14 protein-coding genes are annotated in these 14,895 nt (G+C 60.9%); 5 read left to right on the plus strand and 9 right to left on the minus strand.

Annotated elements, in window-relative coordinates; all coding sequences use genetic code 11:
- Positions 1-133: 133 nt before the first annotated feature.
- Positions 134-2,419 (minus strand): TonB-dependent receptor, encoded by a 2,286-nt coding sequence (locus tag BFN10_RS19850; protein ID WP_071491098.1) that lies wholly within the window; start codon positions 2,417-2,419, stop codon positions 134-136.
- A 205-nt stretch (positions 2,420-2,624) separates the two neighbouring features.
- On the opposite strand from BFN10_RS19850, the gene BFN10_RS19855 reads away from it, so the two are divergent.
- Together BFN10_RS19855 and BFN10_RS19860 are read left to right on the plus strand one after the other, a co-directional pair.
- Complete coding sequence (locus BFN10_RS19855) at positions 2,625-3,305, plus strand: Fe2+-dependent dioxygenase (RefSeq protein WP_071491099.1); 681 nt, start codon at positions 2,625-2,627, stop codon at positions 3,303-3,305.
- A 1-nt stretch (position 3,306) separates the two neighbouring features.
- Entirely contained in the window at positions 3,307-4,056 is a 750-nt protein-coding gene (locus BFN10_RS19860) for a tetratricopeptide repeat protein (protein WP_071491100.1), read from the plus strand.
- A 49-nt stretch (positions 4,057-4,105) separates the two neighbouring features.
- On the opposite strand, the gene BFN10_RS19865 is transcribed toward BFN10_RS19860, so the two are convergent.
- The 5 genes from BFN10_RS19865 to BFN10_RS19885 all read right to left on the minus strand — a co-directional run bounded on the left by BFN10_RS19865 (position 4,106) and on the right by BFN10_RS19885 (position 9,159).
- Complete coding sequence (locus BFN10_RS19865; RefSeq protein ID WP_071491101.1) at positions 4,106-5,269, minus strand: type III PLP-dependent enzyme; 1,164 nt, start codon at positions 5,267-5,269, stop codon at positions 4,106-4,108.
- 412 nt (positions 5,270-5,681) lie between these two features.
- Positions 5,682-6,839 (minus strand): osmoprotectant ABC transporter ATP-binding protein OsmV, encoded by a 1,158-nt coding sequence (locus tag BFN10_RS19870; RefSeq protein ID WP_071491102.1) that lies wholly within the window; start codon positions 6,837-6,839, stop codon positions 5,682-5,684.
- Positions 6,836-7,489, minus strand: a complete 654-nt coding sequence (locus tag BFN10_RS19875) for an ABC transporter permease (protein ID WP_058423040.1) — start codon at positions 7,487-7,489, stop codon at positions 6,836-6,838. The genes BFN10_RS19870 and BFN10_RS19875 overlap by 4 nt, the downstream gene beginning before the upstream one ends.
- 11 nt (positions 7,490-7,500) lie before the next feature.
- A complete protein-coding gene (locus BFN10_RS19880) occupies positions 7,501-8,397 on the minus strand; it encodes a glycine betaine ABC transporter substrate-binding protein (protein WP_071491103.1) in 897 nt (298 codons plus the stop codon).
- A 9-nt stretch (positions 8,398-8,406) separates the two neighbouring features.
- Positions 8,407-9,159, minus strand: a complete 753-nt coding sequence (locus tag BFN10_RS19885; protein WP_371322033.1) for an ABC transporter permease — start codon at positions 9,157-9,159, stop codon at positions 8,407-8,409.
- Between the two features lie 295 nt (positions 9,160-9,454).
- Between BFN10_RS19885 and BFN10_RS19890 the strand changes: the two genes are divergently transcribed.
- From BFN10_RS19890 to BFN10_RS19900, 3 genes are all read left to right on the plus strand, one after another.
- Entirely contained in the window at positions 9,455-11,038 is a 1,584-nt protein-coding gene (locus tag BFN10_RS19890) for a peptide chain release factor 3 (RefSeq protein WP_071491104.1), read from the plus strand.
- 274 nt (positions 11,039-11,312) lie between these two features.
- Positions 11,313-11,558 carry a hypothetical protein gene (locus BFN10_RS19895; protein ID WP_071491105.1) on the plus strand — a complete coding sequence of 82 codons (246 nt, stop codon included), beginning with the start codon at positions 11,313-11,315 and terminating at the stop codon, positions 11,556-11,558.
- A gap of 96 nt (positions 11,559-11,654) precedes the next feature.
- A complete protein-coding gene (locus BFN10_RS19900) occupies positions 11,655-11,909 on the plus strand; it encodes a hypothetical protein (protein ID WP_071491106.1) in 255 nt (84 codons plus the stop codon).
- Positions 11,910-12,023: 114 nt separating this feature from the next.
- Here the strand turns inward: BFN10_RS19900 and BFN10_RS19905 are convergent, their stop codons facing one another.
- The 3 genes from BFN10_RS19905 to BFN10_RS19915 are packed head-to-tail and all read right to left on the minus strand — an operon-like array spanning position 12,024 to position 14,885.
- Positions 12,024-12,995 carry a peptide ABC transporter ATP-binding protein gene (locus tag BFN10_RS19905; RefSeq protein ID WP_016971590.1) on the minus strand — a complete coding sequence of 324 codons (972 nt, stop codon included), beginning with the start codon at positions 12,993-12,995 and terminating at the stop codon, positions 12,024-12,026.
- On the minus strand, positions 12,995-13,963 hold the full coding sequence (locus tag BFN10_RS19910; protein WP_071491107.1) for an ABC transporter ATP-binding protein: 969 nt from the start codon (positions 13,961-13,963) through the stop codon (positions 12,995-12,997). The genes BFN10_RS19905 and BFN10_RS19910 overlap by 1 nt, the downstream gene beginning before the upstream one ends.
- A gap of 10 nt (positions 13,964-13,973) precedes the next feature.
- Positions 13,974-14,885, minus strand: a complete 912-nt coding sequence (locus BFN10_RS19915) for an ABC transporter permease subunit (protein ID WP_010213191.1) — start codon at positions 14,883-14,885, stop codon at positions 13,974-13,976.
- Positions 14,886-14,895 lie beyond the last annotated feature (10 nt).

The raw sequence follows: 14,895 nt of genomic DNA on the forward strand, positions 1-14,895 counted from the left end.
TGACCGCCTCGTCTATCCGGATATGTAGGGCACGGCGCGCATTATGCCGTGGCTTGTCGAGAAACATTCTGTTTTACACGCAAAAGCCCCACGCATCCGATGCGTGGGGCCCTCTGCTGCGCGACGCTGCTGCTTAAAAATGGAAGCTGGTGGTCAACAGGGCCGTACGACCGGCCGCCTGGTTGGCGAAGTGTGTCGAGAAGGCCTTGTCGTAGTAAACCTTGTCGGTCAGGTTTTGTACGTTCAGTTGCAGGTCGACGTTCTTGGTCAGTTTGTAGCTGGCCATGGCATCGTAGCGGGTGTAGGACGGTACATAGACGGTGTTGCCGGCGTCGCCATAAACCTGGTCGACGTAGAACGCACCGCCACCGAGGGTGAGCTTGGAGGTGACGTCGTAAGTGGTCCACAGGCTGAAGGTGTTCTTCGGCGTATTCGGCATCTGGTTGCCTTTGTTCGAACCCGCGCTGACGACACCGTTACGCCCGTTGAGGCCGGATTTGACCAGCTCGCTGTCCAGGTAGCTGTAGCCGGCGAACACTTGCCACTGGTCGGTGATCTTGCCGCTGGCGGACAGTTCCAGGCCGTCGACCTGGGATTCGCCGGCGTTCTGATAGGTGAGCGCGTCCACGAGGATGCGCGTGTTTTTCTTTTCGGTGCGGAACACCGCAGCGGTGAGGGACAGGCGATCGTGGAACAGGTCCCACTTGGTGCCCAACTCGTAGTTGACGGTTTCTTCGGGCTGCAGGTCGCTGGTGGCGGCACCGGCTGAGAGTGGGTTGCCGTCCGACCCTTCACCGACCAGGCCACCGGCAGGTGTCGCCGATGTGGCGTAGGACGCATAGATGCTGGCGTTTTCCACTGGCTTCCAGACCAGGCCGGCCTGCCAGTTGAAGAACTGGCTGTCTTCCTTGATTTTGCTGCGGCCGGTGGCCGAGTCGGTGTTGGCCACGGTGTCGAAGGTGTCGTAGCGCAGGCCGACGTTCAGCAACCATTTGGGGTCCAGCTCGATGGTGTCGAACACATAGGCGCCACGGCTGGTGGCCTTGGTGGCGGTGCCGTAGTAGTTGCGGGCGATGCTGCCGGTCCAGGCGTCATCCGGGTTCGGATTGCTCAGGGAGGTGCACTGGCCGCCCAGGCTGCCTTTGGCCACGGTGCACACTGGGTTGGCGTTGGGGCTGATGGTGTAGCTGCTGACGCGGGTTTCTTCACCGGTGAACTCCAGGCCGGTGGAGTAGCTGTGCTTGAAACCCAGGGCCTGGAACGTGCCGAACAGGTCGGTCTGGTTGGTGGTGGTGGTCGTGGTCGAAACCCGGCTATTGGCGCGACGCCACACGGTGCCGTAGCGGTTGACGTTGAACTTGCTGTCGTCCGGCTGGGTAAGAATGTAATCCTGGCCGGTGCTGCCATGGCGCAGGGTGTTTTTCAGCGTCATGGTGTCGTTCAGGTCGTGCTCGATGGAGAACGTACTGATATCGGCGCGGGTCTTGCGGAAGTCGCGGTCCTTCAAACCGTAGAAATTATTGCTGTCGCCGCCATCGTTGGGCTTGTCATGCACATGGGCGGTGGCGGTCGACGAACCATAGCCGTAGGGAATCCCCGAATCCGGCAGGTCGTTGCTTTCCAGGTGGTAGTAGCTGAGGTTGACGCGGGTCGGGGTACCCAGGCCAAAGGTCAGCGACGGTGCCACGCCCCAACGGTCGTAATTGACCGCGTCGCGGCCAGCCACGTTCTGTTCATGGCTCATCAGGTTCAGGCGGAACGCGGCGCTGTCATCGAGGAACTGGCGGTTTACGTCGAGTACGTAGCGGCGGGTCTGGTCGGAACCGTAGGTGAAGCCGCCGTTGGTGAAGTCCCGCGCTTGTGGGGTCTTGCTCACCAGGTTGAGGCTGCCGCCGGCTGAACCGCGACCGCCGAACGAAGAGTTCGGGCCTTTGCTGACTTCAATCGACTCGATGTCGAAGATCTCACGGCTCTGGCCACCGGTGTCGCGCACGCCGTCCAGGTAGGTGTCGCCCTGGGCATCAAAACCGCGGATGAACGGGCGGTCGCCCTGGGGGTTGCCGCCTTCGCCCGCGCCAAAGGTGATGCCCGGCACGGTGCGCAAGGCATCCTGCAACGAGGTGGCGGCGGTGTCCTTGAGGACTTGTTGCGGCACCACGGTGACCGAGCGCGGGGTATCCACCAGCGGTGCGGTGTATTTCTGCGACGAGGCTTTTTCGACCTGGTAGGAGGTGTTGTCCTGCGCTTCCCCGGTGATGCTGGTGGCGCCCAGGGAAATGCTGTTGCGCTGGCCTTTTTGTTCAGTGTCTTCGGCAGCTTGTGCCAGATGGGCGACAGAGCTGGCGCTGAGGGCAACGCCGATGGCTGAAGCCAGCATGCGTGGTGAACCGGCAGGTATTTTTGTAGTGGTGCGCGACATGACGTGTCCTTTCCCCAAGGATGTGAGGTCGCGGAATATAGGGCGAACAAGACTTTCTATCAATTGCGATAAATTGCTAATTGCACTGAATTTACATTCTTTACACTTTTTGCTTACGGTTTTTACGATCTCGTTCGTCCTGGCGTTTTACAGGGCGGATAAGAATCAATACCATTGGCGCCTCTCTGAATTCAGGTACTGCCCCATGCTGCTGCACATCCCCGGCCTGTTCTCTCGTGAGGAGGTGCAGCGCATCCGCCAGGCCCTGGAAAACGCCGAGTGGGCCGACGGTAAAATCACCGCCGGGCACCAGTCCGCCAAGGCCAAGCACAACCTGCAATTGCCCGAGGGCCACCCGCTGGCCAAGGAAATCGGCGCGGCGATGCTTGAACGGCTTTGGCAGAACCCGCTGTTTATGTCAGCGGCGTTACCGCACAAGGTGTTTCCGCCGCTGCTCAATTGCTACACGGCGGGCGGCAGTTTCGACTTTCATATCGACAACGCCGTGCGCCAACCCAAGGGCAGCCACGAGCGGGTCCGCACCGACCTGTCATCGACGCTGTTCTTCAGCGACCCGGACGAATACGACGGCGGCGAACTGGAAATCCAGGACACTTTCGGCCTGCAGCGCGTGAAGCTGCCGGCCGGCGACATGGTGCTGTACCCCGGCTCCAGCCTGCACAAAGTCAACGCCGTGACCCGTGGCGCACGCTACGCCTCGTTCTTCTGGACCCAGAGCCTGGTACGTGAAGACAGCCAGCGCACCCTGCTGTTTGAAATGGACGGTGCGATCCAGCAACTGACCGCCGATGTGCCTGACCACCCCGCGCTGATTCAACTCACCGGTACGTATCACAACCTGTTGCGCCGTTGGGTCGAGGTCTGACATGGGCTTTTTATTGCGTCGGGAAGAGGTGCTCAACGTTGAGCAACTGCAAGCGATGCTCGACGATTCCCCCGTGCGCGCTGCCCAGGCAATCCTGATGGCGGCGAAGGAAGGAGTGGTCGATGCCCAGGCGTTGCTCGGGCAAATCCTGCTCGAAGGGCGCGGCATCGCACGCGATGAGACACTGGCCTTGCGCTGGTTCCAGATCGCCGCGCACAGCGGGCATTTGATGGCCCGCAACATGGTTGGGCGTTGCCGCGAGCATGGCTGGGGATGTGATGTCGATGAGGCGGCGGCGGCGCGGGAATATCGGGCGGCTGCCGACGCAGGGTTGGATTGGGGGCAGTACAACTACGCCAATCTGCTGGCCACGGGGCGCGGTGTCGCCGAGGACCAACGACAAGCATTGGCCTGTTATCGCCGGGCGGCCGAGCAGGGGCATGCCAAGTCGATGAACCTGCTGGGGCGTTACCTGGAAGATGGTCGGTTCTGCCCACAGGACCTGGACGCCGCTGTGGACTGGTATCGACGCTCAGCCGAGGCCGGTGATTTTCGCGGGCAGTTCAGCTATGCGGCGGTGCTGGCCGACAGAGGTCAGATCGACGCGGCGCTGGAATGGTTGCGCAAGGCGTTGGCGGGCGGGAACCTGAAGTTCTTGCGGGTGGCGCACAAGGCCCTGGTAGCGGCGAATGATCCGCGGATCCGGGCGATGGCCGGTGCCTATCAACAACGCGCGGTAAGCCTTTCTTGAGGTGTAAAAAAACCCATGACATGTCATGGGTTTTTTATGTGCGGCCGTTTTACACGTAGAACGATTTCAGTGGCGGAAAGCCATTGAACTCAACCGCGCTGTAGCTGGTGGTGTACGCACCGGTCGACAGCCAGTACAAGCGGTCACCAATCGCCAGGTTCAGCGGCAGGCCGTATTTGTAGTTTTCGTACATGATGTCGGCGCTGTCGCAGGTGGGACCTGCGATGACCACTTCTTCCATCTCGCCTTTCTTCTCGGTCCAGATCGGGAACTTGATGGCTTCGTCCATGGTTTCGATCAGGCCGGAGAACTTGCCCACGTCCGTGTACACCCAACGCTCGACGGCAGTACGGGATTTACGTGCAACCAATACCACTTCACTGACCAGGATACCGGCGTTGGCGATCAACGAACGGCCCGGCTCCAGAATGATTTCCGGCAGGTCGTCGCCGAAATCTTCCTTGAGGAAGCGGATGATTTCTTCGGCGTAGGTTTCCAGGCTGTTGGTGCGGGTGATGTAGTTGGCCGGGAAGCCGCCGCCCATGTTGATCAGCTTGAGGTGGATGCCGTCTTCTTCTTTCAGGCGCTCGAAGATCACTTTGACCTTGGCGATCGCCGCGTCCCATACGCTGATGTCGCGCTGCTGCGAACCGACATGGAACGAGATGCCGTACGGCACCAGGCCCAGGTCGCGGGCGAGGATCAGCAGGTCCATGGCCATGTCCGTCTGGCAGCCGAATTTGCGCGACAGCGGCCAGTCAGCCGTGGTCGAGCCTTCGGTGAGGATACGCACATACACTTTCGAACCCGGCGCGGCCTTGGCGATGTTGCGCAAGTCGGCTTCGGAGTCGGTGGAGAACAGGCGTACGCCCTTATCAAAGAAGTAGCGGATGTCCTTGGACTTCTTGATGGTGTTGCCGTAGCTGATACGGTCAGGGCTGACGCCGCGGCCCAGTACCTTGTCCAGCTCGTAGATCGAAGCGATGTCGAAGCTCGAGCCTTTGTCCTTGAGCAGGTCAATGATCTCGACGGCCGGGTTGGCCTTGACCGCGTAATAGACCTTGGCGAATTCGAAACCGGCGCGCAGGTCATCGTAGGCCTGGCTGATCATCGCGGTGTCGATCACCACGAACGGGGTTTCTTGCTTGTCGGCGAACGCCTTCATTTTGTCAAAAGTGGCGCGCGCGAAATAATCTTCGACGTTGATCGACATGCTGGGAACTCCTAAGGGCAAACTGATTTAGTCAATGGGTGCAAATGAACGTCCTCCGTATCCCCACTTTGGTTCGCCTACTTCCCAAGGCATGTCGCCGAAAGCAAAAAGGCCATGGGATCAACCGCTTCCCTTGGCCTTGCTGTCTCGTCGTCAGTACTTGAGCCGGATGGATCGTTTCCAGCATGGACGTTCGGCGCGAACTTTAGGACGTGAGGGGCTTGAGATCAACTAAAAATGTCGCGTTTTTGCACGCGTTCGTCGCGCGAACCCGTGCAGCTACTTATGTAACCGACCGGTGTGACGGAATGATGTTCCCCGAATGGGGCAAATCAGCGGGATTTCCTTGGCCCACCATAGAGCCAAATGTGGGAGGGGGCCTGCCCCCTCCCACATGTTGACCTGTGTTGTGTCAGGCCAACGCAGTTTCAGCTGGTGACACGATACTGGTCTTGCCCCCACGCGACTTACCAGAGCTCAGGTACTCGGCAATCGACTCCTGGGTCACTTCCCCGAGGAACACCCGTTCCGCATCCATCACCGGCAACCACGAGCGGTTGAACTCGTACATGCGTGACAGCAGGATGCGCAAATGCTCGTCGTACGCCGCCGTGGCGTTGAACTCGCGCAGATACTGGCCGCAGGTGCCGGTCTGACGGTGCAGGTCGCGACGGCGTACATAACCCAGCGCCTTGTTCTCGGCACAAGTGACGACCACATAGCGGCGGTCGGTTTCGTCCATCAGCTCCAGGGCATCGGCCACCGGGGTCTCCGGGCTCACCGACGGCGCGTTGTCCGCAGCATCCTCGGCCTTCACCAGCAGCAGACGCTTGAGGGTGCTGTCCTGGCCCACGAAGTTGCTGACGAACTCGTCGGCAGGGTGCGCCAGCAGCGTGTCCGGATGGTCGATCTGCAGCAATTTGCCGGCACGGAAGATGGCGATCTTGTCACCCAGCTTGATGGCCTCGTCGATGTCGTGGCTGACCATGATCACGGTCTTGTTCAGCGCGCGCTGCATCTCGAAGAATTCGTTCTGAATCATCTCGCGGTTGATCGGGTCGACTGCGCCGAACGGCTCGTCCATCAGCAGCAGCGGCGCATCGGCCGCCAGTGCGCGGATCACGCCGATGCGCTGTTGCTGGCCACCGGACAGCTCACGCGGGTAGCGATGCAGGTACTGTTTGGGTTCCAGCTTGATCATGCTCATCAACTCGCGGGCGCGGTCGTGGCATTTCTGCTTGTCCCAGCCGAGCAGCTTGGGCACCACCACGATGTTTTCTTCGATGGTCATGTTCGGGAACAGGCCGATCTGCTGGATCACATAACCGATGTTGCGGCGCAGGGTCACTTCGTCGAGATCGGTGGTGTCTTCGCCATTGATCAGGATCTTGCCCGAGGTGGGCTTGATCAGGCGGTTGATCATTTTCAGCGTGGTGCTCTTGCCGCAACCCGATGGGCCGAGGAACACACAAATCTCGCCTTCGTTGACGGTCAGGCTTACATCGTTCACGGCCGTTACAGTCTTGCCGTTGCTTTGGAAGGTCTTGGACAGGTTTTGAAGTTCGATCATTTGAGCAGTCCTTTTGGAGTCAGCGAGCGTTGCAGCCATTGCAGAAGCAGGTCGGCGAAGATGGCCAGGAGACTGACCAGCACGGCGCCGACGATCAGCATCGACATGTCGCTGCGGCTGATGGAAGCCAGAATAAGTACACCCAGGCCACCGGCGCCGATGGTGGCGGCGATGGTCATCACACCGATGTTCATCACTACGGCGGTGCGCACACCGGCGAGAATCACCGGCACGGCGATGGGCAACTCGACCATGCGCAGGCGCTGGCCGAAGGTCATGCCGATGCCTTTGGCGGCTTCGCGAATGCCAGGCTCCACGCCAGTGAGGGCGAGGTAGGTGTTACGCATGATCGGCAACAGGGAGTAGAGGAACACGGCGGTGATCGCCGGCATCGGCCCCAGGCCCTGGCCGAATTTGGAGTAGAACGGTAGCAGCAGGCCGAACAGGGCGATGGACGGTACGGTCAGCAATACCGTGGCGCTGGCTTGCAGCGGGCCTGCAAGCGTCGGGAAGCGCGTCATCAGGATGCCCAGGGGCACGCCGATCAGGATCGCGAGGATCACGGCAATGCCGACCAGGGTGATGTGCTGCCCGGTCAGGTGCAGGACTTGGGCCCAATCAAGATGGGAAAAGGCGTTCAGGAATTCCATGTCTTCTCCTCTTATTGATTGATCGGATGCTGGCGCAGGAAATCGGCGGCAACAGTGGAAGGGCTTTCATGGTCGACGTCGACCCGGGCGTTCAGCTGGCGCATGGTTTCGTCGTCGAACAGCGCGGCCAGCGGCTTGAGCTCGGCGGCCAGTTGTGGGTGCGCATCCAGATAAACCTGGCGCACCACCGGCGCGGCGGTGTAGTCGGGGAAGTAATGCTTGTCGTCTTCCAGCAACTTCAATTTGAAGGCATTCAGGCGGCCGTCGGTGGTGTAGACCAAACCGGCGAACACCTGGCCATTACGCAGCGCGGTATAGACCAGGCCGGCGTCCATCTGCCGGGTGTTCTTGCGGGTCAGGTTCATGTCGTACAGCTTGACCATGCCGGCCAGGCCGTCGGAACGGTTGGCGAACTCGGTGTCCAGGGCGACCAGGCGTGTGCCTTTGGTTTTTTCCGCCAGGGCCTGGGTCAGGTCGCTGATGCTGTTGATCTGCGGGAATTCCTTCGCCACGTTCTCCGGCAATGCCAGTGCGTAGGTGTTACTGAAGCGCGATGGAGAAAGCCAGACCAGGCCCTTTTTCGCGTCGAGTTCTTTCACCCGAGCGTAGGATTGTTCACTGTCGAGTTTCTCGTCGACATGGTTGTAGGCCACCAGCGACACGCCGGTGTATTCCCAGATCAGGTCCAGTTGCCCGCTTTCCTGGGCACTGCGCGCCAGGTTGCTGCCCAGCCCGCCGGTCACGCGGGTGTCATAGCCCTTGGTGCGCAGGTACTGGGAGGTGATTTCGGCGAGCAGGGTCTGTTCGGTGAACACCCGGGCGCCGATGCGGATCACCGGTTTTTCGGCGGCTTGTGCAACGCCTGCCAAGAGCAGGACGCAGCTCATTATCAATGTCAGTTTTTTCATATCGGTTCCTTAAGACGCACGCAACCCGCGTTCCAGCCAGAGGCGGCTGGCCAGAGTCACCAGACCGTCGAGCAACAACGCCAGCAGCGCGGTGCACGCAGCGCCGAGCAGCAATTGCGGCTGATTGTTCAGGGCGATGCCGGGGAAGATCAGGCTGCCCAGGCTGTTGGCACCGATCAGGAACGCCAGCGGCGCGGTGCCGACATTGATCGCCAGGGCCACACGCACACCGCCAATGATGATTGGCACGGCGTTGGGCAATTCCACGCGAAACAGCACTTGGCGCGGCGTCATGCCGATGCCGGTGGCGGCTTCTTTCAGGGAGCCCTGGACGTTTTTCAGGCCTTCGTAGGTATTGCGCACGATAGGCAGGAGGGAGGCGAGGAACAGCGCGAAGATGGCCGGGCCGCTGCCGATGCCAAGAACGCCGAGGGCGATGGCCAGTACGGCCAGGGGCGGGACGGTGTTGCCGATGTTGAAGATCTGCATGAAGCGTTCTGCGCGCCCGACCATGTGCGGTCGGCTGAGCAGGATACCGGCGGGGATGCCCACAATCAGGGCGGCCAGCATGGAGACAAGAACGAGGATCAGATGAGCTTGCAGGTAAAACAACAAATCGTCGCGGTACAGTTCGATCGTGTTGATGCCGATCCAGTGGACCAGCAGGGCCAAGAGGGCGACGACAACCGCTCCTCCTATCAGCCCTTTGCCATAGCGAATAGCCACAGGCGGACTCCTTTTTTCTTCTGTCGGCGCCCACATTCTCCGGCGGCAATGCCATTCCTGGCTGCCTCTGAATGTGGTCGCGAAATGCAGCTCGCCGATACCGGCAACGCGGTATGCGATCGAGCCATGAGCGCAGCCTCGTCAGGCTAACTTGCTGATTTATCAGCCCCTGTTCCGAGTGCGGTAGCAGGGGAGTGGACGTCTCTACCTTTTAAAAGGTTCCACACTTGGCAGCATTTAGCCACCCCCAATGGGCTGAACGGTGGTCCGTCCTCCCGGGTTTGCGCTATACTCGCCGCCCTTTTTTGACTCACCTGCCAGGCGATTTCCCATGACCCACCAGGCCGCCGAAGTCGCGAAACGCCGCACTTTCGCCATTATTTCCCACCCCGATGCCGGTAAAACCACCATCACCGAGAAGCTCTTGCTGATGGGCAAGGCAATCGCAGTGGCCGGCACGGTGAAATCCCGCAAATCCGACCGCCATGCCACCTCCGACTGGATGGAAATGGAAAAACAACGGGGTATCTCCATTACCACGTCGGTCATGCAGTTCCCGTATCGCGACCATATGGTCAACCTGCTCGACACCCCGGGCCACGAAGACTTCTCCGAGGATACCTACCGCACCCTCACGGCGGTGGACTCGGCGCTGATGGTCCTCGACGGCGGTAAAGGCGTCGAGCCACGCACCATCGCACTGATGGACGTGTGCCGTCTGCGTGACACGCCGATCGTCAGCTTCATCAACAAACTCGACCGCGATATCCGCGACCCCATCGAGCTGCTGGATGAAATCGAAGCCGTCCTGAAGATCAAGGCTGCGCCGATCACCTGGCCGATCGGTTGCTACCGCGACTTCAAGGGCGTGTACCACTTGGCCGATGACTACATCATTGTCTACACCGCCGGCCACGGTCACGAGCGCACCGAAACCAAGATCATCGAAAAACTCGACTCGGACGAAGCCCGCGCCCACCTGGGTGACGAGTACGATCGTTTTGTCGACCAGCTGGAACTGGTGCAGGGCGCCTGCCACGAGTTCAACCAGCAGGAATTCCTCGACGGCCAGCTGACCCCGGTGTTCTTCGGGACTGCCCTGGGCAACTTCGGTGTCGACCACGTACTTGATGCGGTCGTCGACTGGGCGCCGCGCCCACTGGCACGCGTGGCCAACGAGCGCACCGTAGAGCCAGTAGAAGAGAAGTTCTCGGGCTTCGTGTTCAAGATCCAGGCGAACATGGACCCAAAACACCGCGACCGCATTGCCTTCATGCGCATCTGCTCCGGCAAATACGAAAAAGGCATGAAGATGCGCCACGTGCGCACCGGCAAGGACGTGCGCATCGGCGACGCCCTGACGTTCTTCTCCTCCGAGCGTGAACAGCTCGAAGAAGCCTACGCCGGTGACATCATCGGCCTGCACAACCACGGCACCATCCAGATCGGCGACACCTTCACCGAAGGCGAAGCGCTGGGCTTTACCGGTATCCCGCACTTCGCCCCGGAACTGTTCCGCCGTGTACGCCTGCGCGACCCGCTCAAATCCAAGCAACTGCGCCAGGGCTTGCAGCAACTGGCGGAAGAGGGCGCCACCCAGGTGTTCTTCCCCGAGCGCAGCAACGACATCATCCTCGGCGCCGTCGGTGTGCTGCAGTTCGATGTGGTGGCCAGCCGCTTGAAAGAGGAATACAAGGTGGAGTGCTCGTATGAGCCGATCACCGTGTACTCCGCGCGCTGGATCGAGTGCAGCGATAAGAAGAAGCTGGAAGAGTTCTCCAACAAGGCCGTGGAAAACCTCGCAGTGGACGGCGGTGGGCACCTGACCTACCTGGCGCCGACCCGGGTCAACCTGGCGCTGATGGAAGAACGCTGGCCGGATGTGAAATTCCGCGCGACCCGTGAGCACCATTAAGGTCTGAGCGGTAAAGAACAGGGCGAAGCTGTGATGGCTTCGCCCTTTTTATTGGCCAAACAGAAATTAAAATGTGGGAGGGGGCTTGCCCCCGATATCAATGGATCAATCAATAAATCCGCTGGCTGGTACGCCGCCATCGGGGGCAAGTCGAATCGTCGCACCGCCCCTCCCACATCTTGATCTTCATCGATCAGGGCTATTGGCGAGAAACCCACATCCCGTCTAGCGTTTGAAGTATTTCACTCACCCATCGACGGAATAGGAGGCCACCGTGCGTATAACTCAACGCGTCATTCAACTGGTGCTGCTGGGGGCTTTGGGCTTGTTCGCCTCATTGGCCCTGGCTGGCGCCGGCACGCCCCAATGGAAGGACACAGGCCCTGTCACCAAGAAAAAACAGCAGGAGGTCAACTCTGGCAGTTGGCAGCCCCAGGCCCAGCCTGCGCCCAAGGAGGATGCGGAAAATCCCTATAACGAGGGGGAGGACAGTGCTACCTTCGACGACGGTGAGACCTGAGACCTGGCGTAAACCCGGCATCGGGGCTAGCGTCAATACTGGCGGCGGTAGACGGCTGTCGCGCGGGATTGACCTACTGACTGGACGGAATCAACCATGAGTATTTTTCAACGAGTCGTGCTGTTGATAAAAGTGCTGGTGCTGTTGTCGTTGGGGATGTCGTCGGCCTGGGCGCATAACCCGGTGCAGAGCGGTGTTGTGGCTTCGGGGCACAGCCAGGATCTGCAACTGGCGAAGTCCGAGGCGGAGCCTGGCGACAAGGGCCAGGGTGGCAGTGAGGACGACGATGACTCCACCACCGACGAGCCGGACAGTGATGATCCGGACGCCGAAGGCGACAGCCAGACATAGGCATCGCCCAAAAGAAAGCCCCTCCCACCAGGCTGATGCGCAACCTGACGGGAAGGGCGGTAGAACGCTTTGCGATGCCCTGGGCACCTTCACCCAGGGCATTTTTGTTGCGGGTCACGCCACGAATTGCTCCGCATAATGGCAAGCCACCTGGCGGTTATCCAAGGCCCGCAGTTGCGGCTCCTCGCTGCTGCAGCGCGCGGTCGCATACGGGCAACGCTTGTGGAACGCGCAGCCCGGCGGCGGGTTCAGCGGGTTAGGCAACTCGCCGACGATCTTGATCTTCGGCTTGTTCGGGTCCGGATGGATGGTCGGGGTGGCCGACAGCAGCGCCTGGGTGTACGGGTGCAGCGGGCGTGCGTAGATGTCTTCCTTGGGGCCCACTTCCACCGGGCGGCCGAGGTACATCACCATCACGTCATCGGCGACATGCTGCACCACCGCCAGGTTGTGGGAGATGAACACGTAGGCCGTGTTGAATTCCTGCTGCAGGTCCATGAACAGGTTGAGCACCTGGGCCTGGATCGATACGTCGAGCGCCGAGGTCGGTTCATCCGCCACCAGCACTTTCGGTTGCAGCATCATCGCGCGGGCCAGGGCGATGCGTTGGCGTTGGCCGCCGGAGAACATGTGCGGGTAGCGCTGATAATGCTCGGGGCGCAGGCCCACTTGCTTCATCATCGCCTGCACTTTTTCGCGGCGTTCGGCGGCGGACAGGTTGGTGTTGATCAACAACGGCTCGCCCAGTTGATCGCCAACTTTCTGCCGTGGGTTGAGCGACGCGTACGGGCTCTGGAATACCATCTGCACGTCTTTGCGCAATTGCTTGCGCTGGGCCTTGTCGGCGCCGGCCACTTCCTGGCCGGCGATTTTCAAGGAACCGGAAGACGGCTCTTCGATCAATGTGAGCGCACGGGCCAGGGTAGATTTGCCGCAACCCGACTCGCCTACAACGGCGAGGGTCTTGCCGGCTTCCAACTCAAAGGACACGCCATTGAGGGCGCGCACAGTGGCGTGGCCCTTGAACAGGCCACGGGACACTTCGTAGTGACGGGTCAGGTCGCGGGCGGTAAGAACGACGGCCATTACGCCACCTCCTGGTTCAAGGGGTAGAAGCAGCGCGCAAGGCTGTTGGTTTTCGGATCAAGGCCGGGGCGCTGGCTCCGGCAGTTTTCCTGCACGTACGGGCAGCGCGGCGACAGCAGGCAGCCCTGCGGACGGTCATAGCGGCCGGGTACGATACCGGGCAACGTGGCCAGGCGCGTGGCGCCCAGGCTGTGCTCCGGGATCGCCTTGAGCAGGGCTTCGCTGTACGGGTGCGCCGGGATGTCGAACAGTTGCGGCACCTGGCCGACTTCCACCGCTTGGCCGGCGTACATCACGCACACGCGCTGGGCGGTTTCCGCCACGACCGCGAGGTCGTGGGTGATCAGCACCAGGCCCATGTTCTGTTCTTTCTGCAGGGCCAGCAGCAGGTCCATGATCTGCGCTTGAATGGTGACGTCCAGTGCGGTGGTCGGTTCGTCGGCAATCAGCAGCTTTGGCTCGCCGGCAATCGCCATGGCAATAGCCACACGCTGGCTCATACCGCCGGACAGTTGGTGCGGGTAGGCATCCATACGGCTGGCAGCGCCCGGGATTTCAACCTTTTCCAACAGTTCGATGGCGCGTTTGCGCGCTTGTTTGCCGGACATTTTCAGGTGCAGGCGCAGCACTTCTTCGATCTGGAAGCCCACGGTGTAGCTGGGGTTCAGCGCGGTCATCGGGTCCTGGAACACCATCGCCAGGTCTTTGCCGACGATCTGGCGACGCTGGCGATTGCTCAACTTGAGCATGTCCTTGCCATCGAAGTTCAGGGCGTCGGCGGTAACGATGCCGGGGTGCTCGATCAGGCCCATCAGCGCCATCATGGTCACGGATTTACCCGAGCCCGACTCGCCAACGATGGCCAGTACTTCGCCTTTGTCGACGGAAATGTCGAGGCCATCGACCACCGGCACGGCGGTCTTGTCGCCGAAGCGCACGTTGAGATTCTTGATTTCTAACAGTGACATGGGAATCTCCTCAGGCGGCGTTCTTGAGTTTCGGGTCCAGCGCATCGCGCAGGCCGTCGCCCATCAAGTTGATTGCCAGCACGCTGAGCAAAATGGTCAGACCCGGCAGGCTTACCACCCACCAGGCGCGTTCGATGTAGTCACGGGCCGAAGCCAGCATGGTGCCCCACTCCGGGGTTGGCGGTTGTACGCCAAGGCCGAGGAAGCCGAGGGCCGCAGCATCGAGGATCGCCGAAGAGAAACTCAAGGTGGCCTGGACGATCAGCGGTGCCATGCAGTTGGGCAGCACGGTGATGAACATCAGGCGCGGCAGGCCGGCACCGGCGAGGCGCGCGGCGGTCACGTAGTCGCGGTTCAGTTCGCCCATCACCGCCGCGCGGGTCAGGCGCACGTAGGACGGCAGCGAGACGATGGCGATGGCGATCACGGTGTTGATCAGGCCAGGGCCGAGGATTGCCACAATGGCCACGGCCAGCAGCAGCGACGGCAGGGCCAGCATGATGTCCATCAGACGCATGATGGTCGGGCCGAGCAAGCGCGGGAAGAACCCGGCGAACAGACCCAGCAGAATGCCCGGGATCAGCGACATCACCACCGACGACAAGCCGATCAGCAACGACAGGCGCGAGCCCTGGATCAGGCGCGAGAGCAGGTCACGGCCCAGCTCGTCGGTGCCGAGCAGGAACTGCATCTGCCCACCCTCCAGCCAGGCTGGCGGGGTCAGCAGGAAGTCGCGGTATTGCTCGCTCGGGTTATGCGGTGCCACCCACGGGGCGAAGATCGCGCAGAACACGATCAGCAACATGAACAGCAGGCCGGCAACCGCGCCTTTGTTCTTGGAAAAGGCTTGCCAGAATTCTTTGTACGGGGACGGGTACAGCAGGCTTTGATCGACTGCTGACACTGGAGTAGGTGTGGTCATGGTCATGATC

It is taken from the genome of Pseudomonas extremorientalis (assembly GCF_001870465.1).
Taxonomy (GTDB): domain Bacteria; phylum Pseudomonadota; class Gammaproteobacteria; order Pseudomonadales; family Pseudomonadaceae; genus Aquipseudomonas; species Aquipseudomonas extremorientalis.